This is a genomic window from Streptomyces sp. NBC_01591 (genome assembly GCF_035918155.1).
In the GTDB taxonomy this organism is placed as follows: domain Bacteria; phylum Actinomycetota; class Actinomycetes; order Streptomycetales; family Streptomycetaceae; genus Streptomyces.
On record NZ_CP109327.1, the window covers coordinates 5720525 to 5738059 of the forward strand.

The following is a 17535-nucleotide window of genomic DNA, read 5'->3' on the forward strand; positions in this document are numbered from 1 at the left end:
CCTACTTCACGAGGCCTTCGATTTCGGACTGGGCGGTCTTGAGCGCGTCCTCGGCGGACGCCTTGCCCTGGGTGACCTTGGCGATGGCCTGGTCGACCTTGTCGGTGATCTCCGTCCAGTTGGACAGCGACGGAGAGGACTTGGCGGTGTCCATCTGCTTCTTGAACACCTGGAGGTTGGTGTCGTCGGCGAGGTCGCCGGAGGTCCAGGCGGCGGTGTTGGCGGGCAGGTCCTTGGTGCGCTTGTACCAGTCGGCCTGGCCCTTGGTGTCCGTCAGGTACTTGATGAACTCGGTGGCGGCGGCCTTGTGCTCGCTGTCCTTGGAGATCACCAGGGAGGAGCCGCCGGCCATGGAGACGGAGGACTTGTCGGCGGGCACGTTGGCCACCGCCCACTTGCCCTTGAGCTGCGGCTGGCCCTCGTTCAGCAGGGTGACGTGCCAGGGGCCGCCGAAGAACATCGGGACGCGGCCGTTGCCGAAGTCCTTCACCACGTCGTAGCCGGGCTGGACGGACTTGTTGGAGAGCCCCTTGTCGAAGTACGAGCCGTACTCCTTGAGCGCCTTGACGGCCTCGGGGCTGTCGATGACGACCTCGCCCTTGTCGTTGACGATCTCGCCGCCGGCCGAGTACAGGAAGGAGTAGAAGTTCTGCACCGTGTCCAGGCCGCTGGGCTGGATGGACAGGCCCCACTTGGTCCCGGCCTTCTTCTGGTAGGCCGACGCGAGGTCCTGCATCTCCTTCCAGTCGGTCGGAGCCTTGGTGACGCCGGCCTTCTCGGCCAGGTCGGTGCGGTAGTAGAGGACGCGGGTGTCGACGTACCACGGCACGCCGTACGCCTGGCCGTCCACCTCGCCCTGCTGCCAGCCGGACGGGAAGAAGTCCTTCTCGTTGAAGGTCTTGGTGTCGACCGGCTCCAGCACACCGAGCTCGGCGAACTCTCCCATGTAGCTGCCGCCCATCTGCGCCACGTCCGGCAGGGTGCCGGCGGCGGCCGCGGAGACCAGCTTCTGGTGGGCGACGTCCCAGCCGACCGGGGTCACCTTGACGGTGATGTTCGGGTTGGCCTTCTCGTACACCTTGGCCACATCCGCGAGCTTCTCGCCCTCGGCCCCCATGGCCCAGACGGTGAGCGTCTGCTTCTTGTCCGCGGCGACATCGTCGCCACCGGAGCTGCCGCACGCGGTGAGACCGAAGGTGAGCGCGGCTGCGGTGGCGATTCCGACCGTGGCGTTTCTGGCGGTGCGGGACATGGAGGGCTCCTCCTTGAGCAATCCGAATGTATGCGCTGCCTGTAAGCGCATACATCACTCTGCGGCAGAGATTCAGGAATCCGCAAGAGGGTGCTAGGTCACACTCGTGCAACGTGCTGGACATCTGAATGTTCAACTTGGCACGGTATGCGCGCCAATTGCGAAATTGGGGATGATGTGACCGATTTCGCTGTTTCCTCGATGGTGATCAAGGTCTTGCCGTCGGGGACGCGGCCGATACGGTCGTGTTCATGACTTCGTTCGAACACGACTTCCCCTTCGATCCGGCTCACGGGTACACGCTCCAGGACCTGCTGCACGTCCCCGCTCCCGCTGCTCCGGACGACTTCGCCGCCTTCTGGCGGGCCCGCCACGAGGAGGCCCGCAAGGTCGCCACGGAGCCGGAGCTCGGGCCGCTGGAGGAGGAGCGCGACGGGGTACGGATCCACGGCGTGACGTTCACCTCGGTGGGCGGGGTGCGGCTCGGCGGCTGGGTGGCACTGCCCGCCGAGGGGCCGGCGGAGTACGGATTCGTCATCGGGCACGGCTACGGCGGCCGGCAGGAGCCGGGGCCCGATGTGCCGCTGCCGCTGCCCAGGTCGGCGGCGATCCTGCCGTGCGTACGGGGCATGGGGTCGCGCGGACTGCACCCGGGCATCCCGGACGTGTCCGTCGCACATGTGCTGCACGGCATCGCGTCGCGCGACACCTACGTCATCGGTGACTGCGTGGCGGACCTGTGGTGCGCGGCGTCGGCGCTGCACGAGCTGGTGCCGGAGCTGGCGGCGGAGGGTGCCCCGGGGCTCGGGTACCTCGGGGAGAGCTTCGGAGGCGGGCTCGGCGCGCTGGCGCTGCCCTGGGACGACCGCTTCGGGGCCGGGCAGCTGACGGTGCCCACCTTCGGCAACCACCCGCTGCGGCTCACCCTGCCGTGCACCGGCAGCGGCGAGTCGGTCCGGAACCACCACCGGGACCACCCCGAGGTCACCGAGGTGCTGCCGTACTTCGACGCCGCCACGGCCGCGACGCTGCTGGAGGCGCCCACGCTGGTGGCCGCGGCGCTCTTCGACCCCTCGGTGCCGCCGCCGGGGCAGTTCGCCGTGCACAACGCGCTGGCCGGTGAGCACGAGCTGCTGGTGCTGAGCGCGGGGCACTTCGAGCACGAGGGCACGGCGGCGGAGGTGGCGGAGCTCCGGGCGGCCCGGCGACGGTTCTTCGGGGCGTGGCTGGGGCGGTGACGCGGTGGGCGCGGGGTGAGCCGGAGCGGCGGGGGCGTCGGCCGCCCGACGGGCCTTGCGCGCCGTTCCGCCGGGTGCCCGTGTCGATGGAGGCGGGGGCCCGGCTCATGGGCCGGGGTGCCGGTCAGCCGCAGCCGCAGCTCGCCCGGCGGGCCAGGGACACCGGCAGCATCAGGGACACCGGGTCGCGGTCCCGGTCGGCGAGCCGCTGCACCAGCAATTCCACGGCCTCCTCACCGAGGCGGCGCATGGGCTGCCGCACGGTCGTCAGCGGTGGGCGCACGAGTCGGCTCAGCGGAATCCCGTCGAACCCGGTCACGGCGATGTCCTCCGGGACCCTGATCCCGCGCCGCTCCAGCGCGTGCAGTCCGCCGACGGCCATCTGGTCGTTGGCGAACAGCATCGCCTGCGGTCGTTCCCCGCCCCGGTCGAGCAGCGCGTCCGTGACCCGGAAGCCCTCGGCCTGGGTCATCATCGTGGTGCGCATGGTGGGCGCGTCCGGCACCGGAAGCCCCGCTTCGCGGCACGCCTCCTGGAAGCCCGTGAACCGTGCCTCGGCGTCCGGGGACGCGGCCTCCCCGCCGATGAAGGTGAGCAGGTGCAGCCTGTGGTCCTCGATCAGGTGGCGGGTTATCGTCCGCTGCCCGTCGGTGTTGGCGACCACGATGTGGTCGAGATGGTCGATGCCGCGCCGGCCCGCCACCATGACAACCGGCAGCCGCCGCGAGATCACTTCGAGGTCGGCGGTGGGGACGGTGCCGGCCAGGACCGCGAAACCGTCCACCCGTCCCGCGACATTGGCGACCAGGCTCTCCGGGCCACCCTTCAGCGATGCAGCGATCAGCAGGGCATAACCGTGGCGGCGGGCCGCGCGCTCCATGCCCCGGATGATCTGGTCGGAGTAGAGCATGAAGGCGTGGTCGTCGTCCTCGTCGGTTGCCGCCGCCTCGGTCTCGGTGTCCGGGTCCGAGTAGTCGGGGAAGCAGAGGCCGAGCACGCCGGTGGTCCGGCTGGCCAGACCCCGGGCGTTCCCGCTGGGTACGTAGCCGAGCTGGCGGGCGGCTTCGAGGACCCGCTCACGGGTCTGGGCGCGGACCGAATCGGGGGTGCGGTAGACCCGTGAAACCGTGGCAATGGAGACGCCCGACCGCTCGGCGACGTCGTACACCGTTGGGGCGCTCACTCGACCGACCGTCCGCTTCTTGTTCCGTACCGAAGCACCTGCTGTTGCATGTACCGACCCTCTTCTGAAAGCGCATTCACCCTAGATCGCGGGTCGCGCGACGAGCAAGACCGCCCTCGCCGGGCCGGACCGCGAGGGGCCGGTGACCCGGCTCCGTGCGGCGCGGCGACCGGGGCGGCTGGGCCGCACGGGTGAGGTTCGGGGCCGTCGCGCCGTGTCTGCGCCGCCTCTCGCGCGAGGGCGCCTTCAGTGGGTGGACGTCATCGGTGTGATCAACTGCAAATGCCACCAAAAATGCACAATCTGGCACACCCGTGGACGGGTGGGCCGGGCCGGCCCCGGAGGTATCAGCCATGTCCCACGTCGGCGTCCCGCGGGGGACGGCCCGAAAGCGCCGCTCCCTCGCGCTCCTCACGACGGGCGTGCTGACGCTCCCCGTGCTGGCGGGCTGCAGCTCCGGCGACAGCGGCACGACCGCCGGGGCCGCCCCCCAGGACATCGCGGCCACCGGCCGGAACCTGGTCGCCGAGGGCTCCACGGTCAACTGGGCGATCGACGCCGTGCCGGCCACCCTCAACGCCTTCCAGGCGGACGCCGACAGCTCCACCACCCGTATCACCGGCGCCCTGCTGCCGACGCTCTTCCCGCTGGACGCCAAGGGCCGGCCGCAGCTCAACCCGGACTATCTGGAATCCGCGAAGGTGGTCGAGCGCGAGCCCCGGCAGGTGGTGCTCTACCGGCTCAACCAGCAGGCGGTGTGGAGCGACGGCCGGGAGCTCGGGGCACCCGACTTCGTCGCCCAGTGGCAGGCGCTGAGCGGCAAGAACTCGGCGTTCTGGACCGCCCGCAACGCCGGCTACGACCGCATCGAGAAGATCGAGCGCGGCGCCGACGACCTGGAGGTACGGGTCACCTTCGCCAAGCCGTACGCGGACTGGCGCTCGCTGTTCTCGCCGCTGTACCCGAAGGAGGTGACCGGCTCCCCGGACGCCTTCAACGACGGAGCCCGGACCACCCTCAAGGCGACCGCGGGACCGTTCCGGCTGCGCGGTGTGGACAAGGGGGCGGGCGAGGTCACCCTGGTCCGCAACCCGCGCTGGTGGGGCAGCACGGCCAAGCTCGACTCGCTGGTCTTCCGGGCCGTCGCGCCGCAGAACCTGGCCGAGGCCCTGGCCGCGGGCAAGGTCGACGTGGCCGACATCGACGCCGCGGCGGCGCACCGGATCGAGCAGGCGGCCCGCGACAAGGGCGCGAACGGGCAGCCGCTCACCCACGGACCCGGCTCCGCGACCGGCCCGGCCGCCGCCCTGCGCTCCTGGGCCGTGGCACACGGCTCGAACGCCGAGCAAGCGGCCGCCGCACGGGCGGCCAGGGAGAAGAACCGCGCCGCCGCCGAGGCGTACGCCGCCGAGCAGGGCGGGCTGAGCGCCTACGTGGTGCGCAAGTCGCTGGAGCCCGCCTACACCCAGCTCGCGCTGAACGGCGAGTCCGGACCGCTCGCCGACGACCGGGTGCGCCGGGCGGTCGCCCGGACCCTGAACCGTCAGGAGCTCGTCGACACGGTGCTCAAGCCGCTCGGCCTGCCCGCGCAGCCGCTCGGCAGCCACCTGGCCCTGGCCGGACAGCCGGCGTACAAGGACAGCAGCGGTGCACTCGGGGGCCAGGACACCGAGGAGGCGCAGGCGCTGCTGGCCGACGCGGGCTGGACGCCGGAGGGCGCGATCAGCAAGTCGGACGGCACCAAGGCGGGCAGCGAGGCCGGGAAGAAGGGCGAGAAGGAGAAGGAGGCGGAGAAGAAGAAGGAGGCGGAGAAGAAGGGGACGGGCCCGGCTGCCGGGAAGGCGAGCAGCCCGGCAGCCGGGAAGGCGAGCAGCGCGGACGGCAAGACCGGCGACGGCGCGGACCCGCGCGAGCCCGCCGCCGACGACGGCCTGTACATCGTCGGCGAAGACGGCAAGCCCGGCGACGGCGACCCGGCGGGCAGCGCCACCCACGTACTCGCCCCCGCCCCCGCCGCCGCGTTCCACAGCTCCGCGCTGCTGCGCCAGGCGGGATACCTCTCCGGGTCCGGCACGTCCGAGGACGTCCCCTCCAGGGTCAGCGCCCAGGACAGGCAGCCGGACGGCGCCGCCGGCGCGTACGCCCCCGCGGGCACCGCGGCCCCGGCTCGGGCGGCCGACGCGCGCCGCGGTCCGCTCGGCAAGGACGGCGAGCCGCTGACCCTGCGCTTCGTCCTGCCGTCCGGTCCCGGTTCGGAGCCGCTGCGCAGCGTCGGGGACAAGATCTCGGCGATGCTCGAATCGGTCGGTATCCGTACGGAGATCACCAAGGTCTCCGACGAGAGCTACTTCCAGGACCACATCGCCTCCGGCGACTACGACCTGGCCCTGTACTCCTGGCCCGCGACCGCCTACCCGGCGACCGACGACCGCCCGATCTTCGCCAAGCCGGTTCCCGCCACCGACGGCTCGCTGCTGGTCGAGCAGAACTACACCCGCGTCGGTACCGACCACATCGACCAGCTCTTCGACCAGGCGGTCTCCGAGCTGGACGAGGACACCGCCCGGGATCTGATGAAGGAGGCCGACGCCCGGATCTGGGCCGCCGCCGGATCGATTCCGCTCTACCAGCGCCCGCAGCTCGTGGCAGCGAACCGGAAGCTGGTGAACGTCGGCGCCTTCGGTTTCGGCGCACCCCACTACCAGGACATCGGTTTCAAGACGCGGCAGGCCGCCGGAGCCCCGGCGAACAAGAAGAAGTAGCAGGTCAGAACAGGGCCGGAAGCTCAGAACTGGCTCAAATCCCTTGCCCGCCGACTTACCCGGCGGGCAAGGTCGCTTCTACCCGTTGACCCGGGTGGCCGTTCGATCCCCCCACCTCTGAGACCCCCCCGCCCCGGATCCCCTGCTCCGGCCTCTTGGAGATTCCGCTTCGGAGCCCCACCTCCGAAGTCGCGCAAGTCCCGCGTCCGTCTCGACCGCCCGCGGGGCCGTGATCATGACACCGGTGAAATTCGCCGGAAGAACCGACCACGGGGGCGGAAACACGAAGCGGACGCGGGCTTTCACCACCGGATCCGTACCCGTCCACCACTGCCGGGCCGCCCGTTCCGCGGCCGGCAAAACTTGCCCGGGAAGCCGCGGCGGCGCCAGCCCCGTACCATTGGACGAGCCGTGGCGTGTCCGCCCGGCGGGCGTACGAGGACTTGAGACCGACTTAGACGCCTGATCCCACGATCCGAGAGAAGCGCAAGCCACCCATGCCCACGCGCCACGACATCCGTAACGTAGCCATCGTCGCCCACGTCGACCACGGCAAGACCACGCTGGTCGACGCCATGCTCAAGCAGGCCGGCGCCTTCGCCGCGCACGCCGCCGAGCACCTCGACGACCGCATGATGGACTCGAACGACCTGGAGCGTGAGAAGGGCATCACGATCCTCGCCAAGAACACGGCGGTGAAGTATCACCCCAAGGACGGCGGGGACCCGATCACGATCAACATCATCGACACCCCCGGCCACGCCGACTTCGGCGGTGAGGTCGAGCGCGGTCTGTCGATGGTGGACGCGGTCGTGCTCCTGGTCGATGCCTCCGAGGGCCCGCTCCCGCAGACCCGCTTCGTGCTGCGCAAGGCGCTCTCCGCGAAGATGCCGGTCATCCTCTGCATCAACAAGACCGACCGCCCCGACTCCCGGATCGCCGAGGTCGTCGACGAGACGTACGACCTGTTCCTGGACCTGGACGCGGACGAGGACCAGATCGAGTTCCCGATCGTCTACGCCTGCGCCCGTGACGGCGTCGCCTCGCTGACCAAGCCGGAGGACGGCACCGTCCCGGCCGACAGCGACAACCTGGAACCGTTCTTCTCCACGATCCTGGCGCACGTCCCGGCCCCGGAGTACGACGAGGACGCCCCGCTGCAGGCCCACGTCACCAACCTGGACGCCGACAACTTCCTCGGCCGTATCGCGCTCTGCCGCGTCGAGCAGGGCGAGCTGCGCAAGGGCCAGAGCGTCACCTGGATCAAGCGCGACGGCACGATGTCCAACGTCCGCATCACCGAGCTGCTGATGACCGAGGCGCTCACCCGCAAGGCGGCCGAGGTGGCGGGCCCCGGTGACATCTGCGCCATCGCCGGTATCCCGGACATCATGATCGGCGAGACCCTGGCCGACCCCGAGAACCCGATCGCGCTGCCGCTGATCACGGTCGACGAGCCGGCCATCTCGATGACCATCGGTACGAACACCTCGCCGCTGGTCGGCAAGGGCGGCAAGGGCCACAAGGTCACCGCCCGCCAGGTGAAGGACCGCCTGGACCGCGAGCTGATCGGTAACGTCTCGCTCCGCGTCCTGGACACCGAGCGCCCCGACGCCTGGGAGGTCCAGGGCCGTGGTGAGCTCGCGCTGGCCATCCTCGTCGAGCAGATGCGCCGCGAGGGCTTCGAGCTCACGGTCGGCAAGCCGGAGGTCGTCACCAAGCAGGTCGACGGCAAGACGCACGAGCCGATCGAGCGCATGACGATCGACTCCCCCGAGGAGCACCTCGGCGCGATCACCCAGCTGATGGCGACCCGCAAGGGCCGCATGGAGACCATGACGAACCACGGTTCGGGCTGGGTCCGCATGGAGTGGATCGTCCCGTCCCGCGGCCTCATCGGCTTCCGTACGGAGTTCCTGACGCAGACCCGCGGTACGGGCATCGCGCACTCCATCTTCGAGGGCCACGAGCCGTGGTTCGGCGAGCTGCGCACCCGTCACAACGGCTCGCTGGTCGCCGACCGCTCGGGTTCCGTGACGCCGTTCGCCATGGTCAACCTCCAGGAGCGCGGTGTCATCTTCACCGAGGCCGGCACCGAGGTCTACGAGGGCATGATCGTCGGCGAGAACTCCCGCGCCGACGACATGGACGTGAACATCACCAAGGAGAAGAAGCTCACCAACATGCGTGCGGCTTCCGCCGACACCACGGAGAACGTGGTGCCGGCCCGCAAGCTCTCCCTGGAGCAGTCCCTGGAGTTCTGCCGTGAGGACGAGTGCATCGAGGTGACCCCGGAGACGGTCCGTATCCGCAAGGTCGTCCTCGACCAGAAGGAGCGCGGCCGCGCCGCGTCGCGCGCCAAGCGCTGATCCGACACCGGGCGCCGAGCGCGCCCGCATGCACAACGGGGCCCGGCCTTCCGTCAGTTGACGGGAGGTCGGGCCCCGTCGTGCGATGGGCCGAGGGGTCGTCCGGGCGCATTGTGTTGCATCAGCAACCAGGCAGAGGCGGAAGCACACTGTCAAGCAGGCCGATCAGGCCCTTGTCCAGTGGTTTTCTTCCGCGATCCGTCCGCATATCGATCGTCGCTCTCCGAAAGCTGCGTTAACGGTCCGTTTCGAGCGTGTCTGTCTGGGATCACTTTGTCCGGATTTCGGGCAATCGAGCTTCCTTGATGTTGTCAAAACGAGACCCCTTAAGTGTGGTTTACGGCCCGGTCGTACTTAATAGTTGGCTCCATTGAGCTCGGGTCAATGGGTCACGCACTGTGGGGAGTGCCGACTCACGAGCACACTAGGGGCACTGAACGATCACCGTCAGGGGTGTCGGTGTATCACTCCAGTGCCCTTCTTGTAGTCAAAAGTGGACTCATGAGGAGGAAACCCATGCGTGGTGCCAAGAGCGCCAAGTGGGTCGCGGGAGCGGCCGTCATCGCCCTGGCCGCGACCGCTTGTGGTGGTAACGACAAGGACAGCGACAGTGGCATGAACTCCGGCAAGGCGGACCCGAACGGGATCCTGACCGCCCAGCTCGGAGAGCCGCAGAACCCGCTGCAGCCGGCCAACGCCAAGGAGAGCCAGGGCAGCCGTGTCCTGCGCACCGTCTTCTCCGGCCTGGTCGACTACGAGCCCGGCACCGGCAAGCTCGAGTACATCAACGCCGAGTCCGTGACGCCCAACGCGGACTCGTCCGTGTGGACCGTCAAGCTCAAGCCGGGCTGGAAGTTCCACGACGGCACCACGGTCACCTCCAAGTCCTTCGTGGACTCCTGGAACTGGTCGGCCAACGTCAAGAACAACCAGACCAACTCCAGCTGGTTCCAGGACATCAAGGGCTACGACGACGTCCACCCGGCGAAGGGCAAGCCGAAGGCGGACAAGATGTCCGGCCTGAAGATCGTCGACGACAACACCTTCACGATCACCCTGACCGGCTCGGTCTCGTACTTCGCGTACAAGCTGGGTTACGACGTCTGGGCGCCGCTGCCCGAGTCCTTCTTCAAGGACCCGGCCGCCGCTGGCCAGAAGCCGATCGGCAACGGTCCCTACAAGTTCGTCTCGTGGGACCACAAGAAGCTGATCAAGGTCCGGAAGTTCGACGGTTACCAGGGCCCGAACAAGGCCAAGAACGGTGGCATCGACTTCAAGAACTACACCACCGCCGACGCCGCTTACTCGGACCTGCGGTCGAACAACCTCGACTGGATCGAGCAGATCCCGACGACGTCGCTGACGAGCTACAAGCAGGACCTCGGCGACCGTGCCATCGACGCCGAGTACTCCGCGGTGCAGTCGATCGTCCCGGCGTTCTACACGGACCAGTTCAAGGACATCGACCCCAAGGTCGTCCAGGGTCTGTCGATGGCCATCGACCGTGACACGATCACCAAGACCGTGCTGCACGGCACCCGTACTCCGGCCGACTCGTACGTCGCCCGCGGTGTGATCGGCTACAAGCCCGGCGCCCTCGGTGACATCGTGAAGTACGACCCGGCCAAGGCGAAGAAGCTCATCCAGGAGGGTGGCGGCGTCCCGGGCAACAAGATCTCGATCCAGTTCAACGCCGACCAGTCGCACAAGCCGTGGGTCGACGCGGTCTGCAACAGCATCCGCAAGGCCACCGGCGTCGAGTGCACCGGTGACTCCAAGCCGGACTTCCAGGCCGACCTGAACGCGCGTGACAACAAGCAGGTCAAGTCCATGTACCGCGGTGGCTGGGTGCTCGACTACCCGGTCAACTCGAACTTCATGCGCGACCTGTACGGCACGACTGCCGCCGGTAACACCTCGGGCTACTCCAACAAGGAGTTCGACGAGCTCGCCGCGAAGGCCGACAAGGCCAAGACGCTCGACGAGACCGTCAAGATGTACCAGGAGGCCGAGCAGCTCCTGAAGAACGACATGCCGGCCATCCCGCTGTGGTTCTACAAGAACAACTCGGGTCAGTCCACCAACGTCTTCGGCAAGATCGTCTACGGCCAGGACGGCGACCCCATCTTCACCGACGTCCAGGTGAAGGCCAAGAAGTAACCATCGGGATCCGACGGCCGGTTCCGCCGCTCCTCACCGAGGACGGCGGAACCGGCCCGTAGGCGTCGGCCCCGGGGCTCTCCCCCCACACCCCGCGGCGGAGACAACTCTGAGAAGGCCATCGCCGACCCCTCACGGCATGGAGGCATGATGGGGCGTTACGTCGCAAGGCGACTGCTCCAGATGATCCCGGTATTCATCGGGACCACTCTGATTATTTTCCTCATGGTCCACATCCTTCCCGGCGACCCAATCCGGGCGATGTGGGGAGACAAGGCGGCAGACCCCGCACAGGTCGCGTCGCTGCGCCATGAGTTCGGACTCGACCAGCCACTGTGGAAGCAGTACGTCGACTACATGGCGAATCTCTTCCAGGGCGACTTCGGCAAGACCTTCGGTGGTCGCGAAGTCATCGACGAGATGTCCGAGTCCTTCCCGGTGACCCTGCGGCTGACCGCCGTGGCGATGATCATCGAGATCATCGTCGGCATCGGGCTCGGCGCCTGGGCAGGTCTGCGGGCCGGCAAGGCAGCCGACACAGGCGTGCTGATCTTCACCCTGATCGTCATCTCGATCCCGGTGTTCGTGCTCGGCTTCCTCGCCCGCTTCGTCCTCGCGGACCAACTCGGCTGGGTGGCCCCGAACGTCCAGGACTCCACGGACTACGCGCAGTTGTTCCTGCCAGGCTTCGTACTCGCCATGCTCTCCATGGCGTACGTGGCCCGGCTGACCCGCACGACGTTCGCGGAGAACCTGCGCGCGGACTACATGCGCACCGCCATGGCCAAGGGCCTGCCGCGGCGCCGCATCGTCGGCGTCCACCTGCTGCGCAACTCGCTGATCCCGGTCGTCACCTTCCTCGGAACGGACATCGGCGGATTCATCGGCGGCGCGGTCGTCACCGAGGGCATCTTCAATGTCCAGGGTGTCGGAAACCTGCTCTTCAAGGCGCTGCAGCAGCGCGAGGGCTCGACGATCGTCGGCGTCGTCACGGTCTTCGTCCTCGTCATCCTTGTGATCAACCTGCTCGTCGACCTGCTGTACGCGGTCCTGGACCCGAGGATCCGTTATGCCTGACGCGACCAAGACCCAGACCGAGACCGAAGCGGTGGCGGACGCCACCGCCGCTCCCTCGGCCGCCACGGGCAAGACCGAGGACAAGCCGCGCAGCCTCTCGGGCGACGCGTGGTTCGCCCTGAGCCACCGCCCGATGTTCTGGATCTCCTCGATCCTGCTGCTGCTCCTGCTGATCATCGCGGCGTTCCCGGGGCTCTTCACCGGCGCCGACCCGCGCGACGGCGACCTGACCAACCACTTCCTGACCAAGCCGGAGCTGGGGCACTTCTTCCAGGCCGACTGGTTCGGTTACGACGGTCAGGGACGCTCGATCTACGCGCGTGTCATCTACGGCACCCGCGCCTCGATCCTGGTCGGCGTCGGCGTCACCGCCGCGGTCACCCTGGTCGGCGGCCTGCTGGGCATGCTCGCCGGATACTTCGGCGGCTGGCTCGACTCCATCATTTCCCGGGTCACCGACATCTTCTTCGGTATCCCCTTCCTGCTCGGCGCGATGGTCGTCCTGAACGCCTTCACCGAGCGCAAGGTGTACGTGGTGATCCTGGCCCTGGCCTTCCTGGGCTGGACCTCGATCTGCCGTGTGATGCGGGCCTCCGTCATCACCGCGAAGCAGGCGGACTACGTGACGGCGGCGCGCGCGCTCGGCGCCGGCACCCCGCGGATCCTCTTCCGGCACGTCCTGCCGAACGCGCTCGCCCCGACGATCGTCGTGGCCACCATCGCGCTCGGCGGGTACATCTCGGCCGAGGCGACGCTCTCGTTCCTCGGACTCGGGCTCGCGGACCCGACGATCTCGTGGGGCATCGACATCGCCGAGGGCAGCCAGGCCATCCGGGACAACCCGCATGCGCTGCTGTTCCCGGCAGGAATGCTCAGCCTCACGGTCTTCGCGTTCATCATGCTCGGCGACGCGGTACGCGACGCCCTCGACCCGAAGCTGCGCTGAGGAGGGCGTACGACGTGACCATCATGGACAAGACAGCAGACATCCCGGCGCCCCGCGCCGGGGGGTCGGACGACGCACCGCTCCTCGAAGTGCGCGACCTGCACGTGGAGTTCCACACGCGTGACGGTGTCGCCAAGGCCGTCAACGGTGTGAACTACAGCGTCGACTCGGGCGAGACCCTGGCCGTGCTCGGTGAGTCCGGTTCCGGCAAGTCCGTGACCGCTCAGGCGATCATGGGCATTCTCGACATGCCGCCCGGCAAGATCCCGCAGGGCCAGATCCTGTACCGCGGCCAGGACATGCTCACCATGAGCAACGAGGAGCGGCGGAAGATCCGTGGCCAGAAGATCGCGATGATCTTCCAGGACGCGCTCTCCTCGCTCAACCCCGTGCTCTCGGTCGGCTACCAGCTCGGCGAGATGTTCCGTGTCCACCAGGGACTCTCCAAGAAGCAGGCCAAGCTCAAGGCCGTCGAGCTGATGGAGCGGGTCAAGATCCCCGCCGCCAAGCAGCGGGTCGGCGACTATCCGCACCAGTTCTCCGGCGGTATGCGCCAGCGCATCATGATCGCCATGGCACTGGCGCTGGAGCCGGACCTGATCATCGCGGACGAGCCGACCACCGCGCTCGACGTGACGGTCCAGGCCCAGGTCATGGACCTGCTCAAGGAGCTCCAGACCGAGTTCAACATGGGTCTGATCCTGATCACCCACGACCTCGGCGTCGTCGCCGACGTCGCGGACAAGATCGCGGTCATGTACGCGGGCCGGATCGTCGAGACGGCACCGGTGCACGAGCTCTACAAGCGGCCCGCGCACCCGTACACCCGCGGCCTGCTCGACTCGATCCCGCGCCTGGACCAGAAGGGCCAGGAGCTCTACGCGATCAAGGGTCTGCCGCCCAACCTGCTCAAGATTCCCTCCGGCTGCGCCTTCAACCCGAGGTGCCCCAAGGCCGAGGACATCTGCCGCACGGACATTCCGGCTCTGGTCCCGGTGTCCGAGCAGGACGGCAGCGAGCTGCCCGGCCGCGGCAGCGCGTGCCATTTCTGGAAGGAGACGATCCATGGCTGAGCTCGACAAGACGGACGGTTCCATGGACGCCACCCCGAACGTCACCGACGTCGTGGCCGTCGACGTCACGGACGAGACGGCCGCGGTCGCCGCGCTCGAGGCCCCGGTGGAGCGCGGTGAGCCGATCCTCCAGGTGCGCAATCTGGTCAAGCACTTTCCGCTGAGCCAGGGCATCCTGTTCAAGCGCCAGGTCGGCGCGGTCAAGGCCGTGGACGGGGTCTCCTTCGACCTCTACCAGGGCGAGACGCTCGGCATCGTCGGCGAGTCCGGCTGTGGCAAGTCCACGGTCGCGCGGCTGCTGATGGCGCTGGAGACGGCCACGTCCGGCGAGGTCTTCTACAAGGGCCAGGACATCACCCGGCTGTCCGGCCGCGCGCTGAAGGCGGTCCGCCGGAACATCCAGATGGTGTTCCAGGACCCGTACACCTCGCTGAACCCGCGCATGACGGTCGGCGACATCATCGGCGAGCCCTTCGACATCCACCCCGAGGTGGCCCCGAAGGGCGACCGGCGGACCAAGGTCCAGGAGCTGCTGGACGTCGTCGGCCTCAACCCGGAGTACATCAACCGGTACCCGCACCAGTTCTCCGGCGGTCAGCGCCAGCGCATCGGCATCGCCCGCGGTCTCGCGCTCAACCCGGAGATCATCGTCTGCGACGAGCCGGTCTCCGCGCTCGACGTGTCGGTGCAGGCGCAGGTCATCAACCTGATGGAGAAGCTCCAGGACGAGTTCAACCTCTCCTACCTCTTCATCGCGCACGACCTGTCGATCGTCCGGCACATCTCCGACCGGGTCGGCGTGATGTACCTCGGCAAGATGGCCGAGATCGGTACGGACGCGGAGATCTACGACCACCCGACGCACCCCTACACCCAGGCGCTGCTGTCGGCGGTCCCGGTCCCGGACCCCGAGGCCCGTGAGCGCGGCGAGCGGATCATCCTCACCGGTGACGTCCCGTCGCCGGCGAACCCGCCGTCGGGCTGCAGCTTCCGTACGCGGTGCTGGAAGGCCCAGGACAAGTGCTCCACGGAACTGCCGCTGCTGGCCGTCCCCGAGCGCTTCAAGGGCTCGGACACCCCCGCGGCGCACGAGTCGGCCTGCCACTTCGCCGAGGAGAAGGACGTCATCGGCGCGGCCTCGTAGTACTGCCTGATTGATGCGGAAGCGCCCGGAACCGATCGGTTCCGGGCGCTTCTTCCTTTTCCCGGAACCGGGCGCGCAGGTGACTCGGGTCAATGGGCTCACGTGCTCGGTTTCTCGGGGCCGGGGAGCCCCGCGTCCTGGGACCGATCGGGTCCGTGTCCGCGGGGTTCCCCGGGGCCGGGACAGGGGTGTCAGGCCCCGGCCTTGGGGTCTTCGGTGGTCTTGTTCTTGCCGGGCTTCGGTCCGGACGCGGCGTCACGGGCCTTCGGGACGGCCGCGACGGTCCGGGTGTCCTCGGGGTAGTGGCAGGCCGTCAGATGGCCTTCCCGGCTGCCCTCCACCCGTACCAGCGGCGGGGCCTCGCTCGCGCACTTGTCCGTCGCCTTCCAGCAACGGGTACGGAAGCGGCAGCCCGACGGCGGGTTGACGGGGGAGGGGACATCGCCGGTGAGGAGGATGCGCTCACGGGCCGGCGTCTCGTCGGCGGTCGCCTCGGGCACGGCCGAGAGCAGCGCCCGGGTGTACGGGTGGCGCGGGTTGCCGTACAGGTCCTCGCGGTCGGCGATCTCCACGATCTTGCCGAGGTACATGACCGCCACGCGCTGCGAGAAGTGGCGCACGATGGCCAGGTCGTGGGCGATGAACAGGAACGCGATGCCGAGTTCCTTCTGCAGCTTCTGCAGCAGGTTCACCACCTGGGCCTGGATCGACACGTCCAGCGCCGAGACCGGCTCGTCGGCCACGATCAGCTTCGGCTCCAGGGCGAGCGCGCGGGCGACCCCGATGCGCTGGCGCTGACCGCCGGAGAATTCGTGCGGGAAGCGGTTGTAGTGCTCCGGGTTGAGCCCGACGGTCTCCAGCAGCTCCCGTACGCGCGCCTCGCGGCCGCCCGCCGGGTTGATGTCGTTGATCTCCATCGGCGCGGTGATGATCTTGCCGACGGTCTGCCGCGGGTTCAGCGAGGCGTACGGGTCCTGGAAGATCATCTGGATCTCGGAGCGGACCGGGGCCAGCTCCTTGCGCGAGGCGTGGGTGATGTCCTGCCCGCGGTAGGAGATCCGGCCGGCCGTCGGCTCCAGCAGCCGGGTGATCAGCCGGCCCGTGGTCGACTTGCCGCAGCCGGATTCGCCGACGAGGCCCAGGCTCTCGCCCTCGGCGACGGTGAAGTCCAGCCCGTCGACGGCCTGGACGGCACCGACCGTCCGCCGGATCGGGAAGCCGCCCTTGATCGGGAAGTGCTTGGTGAGTCCGGAGACGTCCAGGAGGGGATCTTTGCTGCTCATGGTGGGGAAGTCCCGTCTCTTGTACGTCAGTTGGGCCGGGTGCCGGCGAAGTCTGCGAAGAACTCGGCGCGCTGCTCCGTGGAGAGGTGGCAGGCGGCGCCGCGCCCGGCGGTGAGCTCCAGCGGCGGCTGGTCGGTCGCGCAGCGCTTGCCGCCGACCTGCTCGGTGAACGTGCACCGGGGGTGGAAGCGGCAGCCGGTCGGCGGGTTGAGGAGGCTCGGCGGGGAGCCGGGGATCGGCGACAGCGGTACGTCGACCGGCCCTTCGAGGCTCGGCATGGACCCCAGCAAACCCCAGGTGTACGGGTGCTGGGGCGCCCGCAGCACTTCCTTCTTCGTACCGCGCTCGACACAGCGCCCGCCGTACATCACCAGCACGTCGTCCGCGATGTCGGCGATGACACCGAGGTCGTGGGTGATGAAGATGATCGAGGTGCCGGTCTCCTGCTGGAGGTCCTTCAGCAGGTCCATGATCTGGGCCTGCACGGTGACGTCCAGCGCGGTGGTCGGCTCGTCCGCGATCAGCAGCTCCGGGTCGCAGACCAGCGCCATGGCGATCATCGCGCGCTGGCGCATGCCGCCGGAGAACTGGTGCGGATAGTCGTCCACCCGCAGATCGGGCTGCGGGATGCCCACCTTGGTGAGCATCTCCACGGCCCGCGCTCTGGCCTCCCGCTTGGAGGCGCCGGTGTGCTTGCGGTACGTCTCGCCGATCTGCTTTCCGATGGTGTGGTACGGCGACAGCGAGGCCAGCGCGTCCTGGAAGATCATGGCCATCTTGTTGCCGCGCAGCCGCTCCAGCTCCCGCTCCGAGGCAGCCAGCAGATCCTGCCCGTCGAGGAGGATCTCGCCCTCGATCTCGGTGTGGTCGGGGTGGTGCAGCCCGAGGATGGTCAGGTTGGTGACGGACTTGCCGGAACCGGACTCGCCGACGATGCCGAGCGTCCTGCCCTTCTCGATGTCGAAGGACAGCCCGTCGACGGCCTTGACCATGCCGTCTTCGGTGGAGAAGTGCACGCGCAGATCGCGTACGGAGAGGAAGGGGGTGC

At 68.6% G+C, this 17535-nt stretch carries 12 protein-coding genes; 8 read left to right on the forward strand and 4 right to left on the reverse strand.

Annotation, left to right across the window (positions count from 1 at the left end; translation table 11 throughout):
• Nucleotide 1: 1 nt before the first annotated feature.
• Nucleotides 2-1252, reverse strand: a complete 1251-nt coding sequence (locus OG978_RS26585; protein ID WP_326767621.1) for a sugar ABC transporter substrate-binding protein — start codon at nucleotides 1250-1252, stop codon at nucleotides 2-4.
• A 251-nt stretch (nucleotides 1253-1503) separates the two neighbouring features.
• On the opposite strand from OG978_RS26585, the gene OG978_RS26590 reads away from it, so the two are divergent.
• A complete protein-coding gene (locus OG978_RS26590) occupies nucleotides 1504-2490 on the forward strand; it encodes an acetylxylan esterase (protein ID WP_326767622.1) in 987 nt (328 codons plus the stop codon).
• A gap of 124 nt (nucleotides 2491-2614) precedes the next feature.
• Here the strand turns inward: OG978_RS26590 and OG978_RS26595 are convergent, their stop codons facing one another.
• Nucleotides 2615-3673 (reverse strand): LacI family DNA-binding transcriptional regulator, encoded by a 1059-nt coding sequence (locus OG978_RS26595; protein WP_326767623.1) that lies wholly within the window; start codon nucleotides 3671-3673, stop codon nucleotides 2615-2617.
• 353 nt (nucleotides 3674-4026) lie between these two features.
• Between OG978_RS26595 and OG978_RS26600 the strand changes: the two genes are divergently transcribed.
• The 7 genes from OG978_RS26600 to OG978_RS26630 all read left to right on the forward strand — a co-directional run bounded on the left by OG978_RS26600 (nucleotide 4027) and on the right by OG978_RS26630 (nucleotide 15204).
• On the forward strand, nucleotides 4027-6435 hold the full coding sequence (locus OG978_RS26600) for an ABC transporter family substrate-binding protein (protein ID WP_326767624.1): 2409 nt from the start codon (nucleotides 4027-4029) through the stop codon (nucleotides 6433-6435).
• Between the two features lie 497 nt (nucleotides 6436-6932).
• A complete protein-coding gene (gene typA / locus OG978_RS26605) occupies nucleotides 6933-8804 on the forward strand; it encodes a translational GTPase TypA (RefSeq protein WP_326767625.1) in 1872 nt (623 codons plus the stop codon).
• 516 nt (nucleotides 8805-9320) lie between these two features.
• Entirely contained in the window at nucleotides 9321-10964 is a 1644-nt protein-coding gene (locus OG978_RS26610; RefSeq protein WP_326767626.1) for a peptide ABC transporter substrate-binding protein, read from the forward strand.
• A gap of 150 nt (nucleotides 10965-11114) precedes the next feature.
• Nucleotides 11115-12041 carry an ABC transporter permease gene (locus tag OG978_RS26615; RefSeq protein WP_326767627.1) on the forward strand — a complete coding sequence of 309 codons (927 nt, stop codon included), beginning with the start codon at nucleotides 11115-11117 and terminating at the stop codon, nucleotides 12039-12041.
• The gene (locus OG978_RS26620; protein ID WP_326767628.1) at nucleotides 12034-12987 is read left to right on the forward strand and encodes an ABC transporter permease; all 954 of its coding nucleotides are present in this window, start codon (nucleotides 12034-12036) and stop codon (nucleotides 12985-12987) included. Before OG978_RS26615 ends, OG978_RS26620 begins: the two co-directional genes overlap by 8 nt.
• A gap of 14 nt (nucleotides 12988-13001) precedes the next feature.
• A complete protein-coding gene (locus OG978_RS26625) occupies nucleotides 13002-14060 on the forward strand; it encodes an ABC transporter ATP-binding protein (RefSeq protein WP_326767629.1) in 1059 nt (352 codons plus the stop codon).
• The gene (locus OG978_RS26630) at nucleotides 14053-15204 is read left to right on the forward strand and encodes an ABC transporter ATP-binding protein (protein WP_326767630.1); all 1152 of its coding nucleotides are present in this window, start codon (nucleotides 14053-14055) and stop codon (nucleotides 15202-15204) included. The genes OG978_RS26625 and OG978_RS26630 overlap by 8 nt, the downstream gene beginning before the upstream one ends.
• A gap of 191 nt (nucleotides 15205-15395) precedes the next feature.
• Here OG978_RS26630 and OG978_RS26635 read toward each other — a convergent pair whose 3' ends face one another.
• Together OG978_RS26635 and OG978_RS26640 are read right to left on the reverse strand one after the other, a co-directional pair.
• Nucleotides 15396-16487, reverse strand: coding sequence for an ABC transporter ATP-binding protein (locus tag OG978_RS26635; RefSeq protein WP_326767631.1), 1092 nt, complete (start codon nucleotides 16485-16487; stop codon nucleotides 15396-15398).
• Nucleotides 16488-16513: 26 nt separating this feature from the next.
• Nucleotides 16514-17479: an ABC transporter ATP-binding protein gene (locus OG978_RS26640; RefSeq protein WP_326770173.1), complete on the reverse strand. Its 966-nt coding sequence runs from the start codon at nucleotides 17477-17479 to the stop codon at nucleotides 16514-16516.
• Nucleotides 17480-17535: the final 56 nt, after the last annotated feature.

What these genes read in the sequence shown, in the direction of transcription:
- OG978_RS26585 (WP_326767621.1), bottom strand. Translation starts at nt 1,252, where the DNA reads ATGTCCCGCACCGCCAGAAACGCCACGGTCGGAATCGCCACCGCAGCC.
- OG978_RS26590 (WP_326767622.1), top strand. Translation starts at nt 1,504, where the DNA reads ATGACTTCGTTCGAACACGACTTCCCCTTCGATCCGGCTCACGGGTAC.
- OG978_RS26600 (WP_326767624.1), top strand. Translation starts at nt 4,027, where the DNA reads ATGTCCCACGTCGGCGTCCCGCGGGGGACGGCCCGAAAGCGCCGCTCC.
- typA (WP_326767625.1), top strand. Translation starts at nt 6,933, where the DNA reads ATGCCCACGCGCCACGACATCCGTAACGTAGCCATCGTCGCCCACGTC.
- OG978_RS26610 (WP_326767626.1), top strand. Translation starts at nt 9,321, where the DNA reads ATGCGTGGTGCCAAGAGCGCCAAGTGGGTCGCGGGAGCGGCCGTCATC.
- OG978_RS26615 (WP_326767627.1), top strand. Translation starts at nt 11,115, where the DNA reads ATGGGGCGTTACGTCGCAAGGCGACTGCTCCAGATGATCCCGGTATTC.
- OG978_RS26620 (WP_326767628.1), top strand. Translation starts at nt 12,034, where the DNA reads ATGCCTGACGCGACCAAGACCCAGACCGAGACCGAAGCGGTGGCGGAC.
- OG978_RS26630 (WP_326767630.1), top strand. Translation starts at nt 14,053, where the DNA reads ATGGCTGAGCTCGACAAGACGGACGGTTCCATGGACGCCACCCCGAAC.
- OG978_RS26635 (WP_326767631.1), bottom strand. Translation starts at nt 16,487, where the DNA reads ATGAGCAGCAAAGATCCCCTCCTGGACGTCTCCGGACTCACCAAGCAC.
- OG978_RS26640 (WP_326770173.1), bottom strand. Translation starts at nt 17,479, where the DNA reads ATGGTCAAGGCCGTCGACGGGCTGTCCTTCGACATCGAGAAGGGCAGG.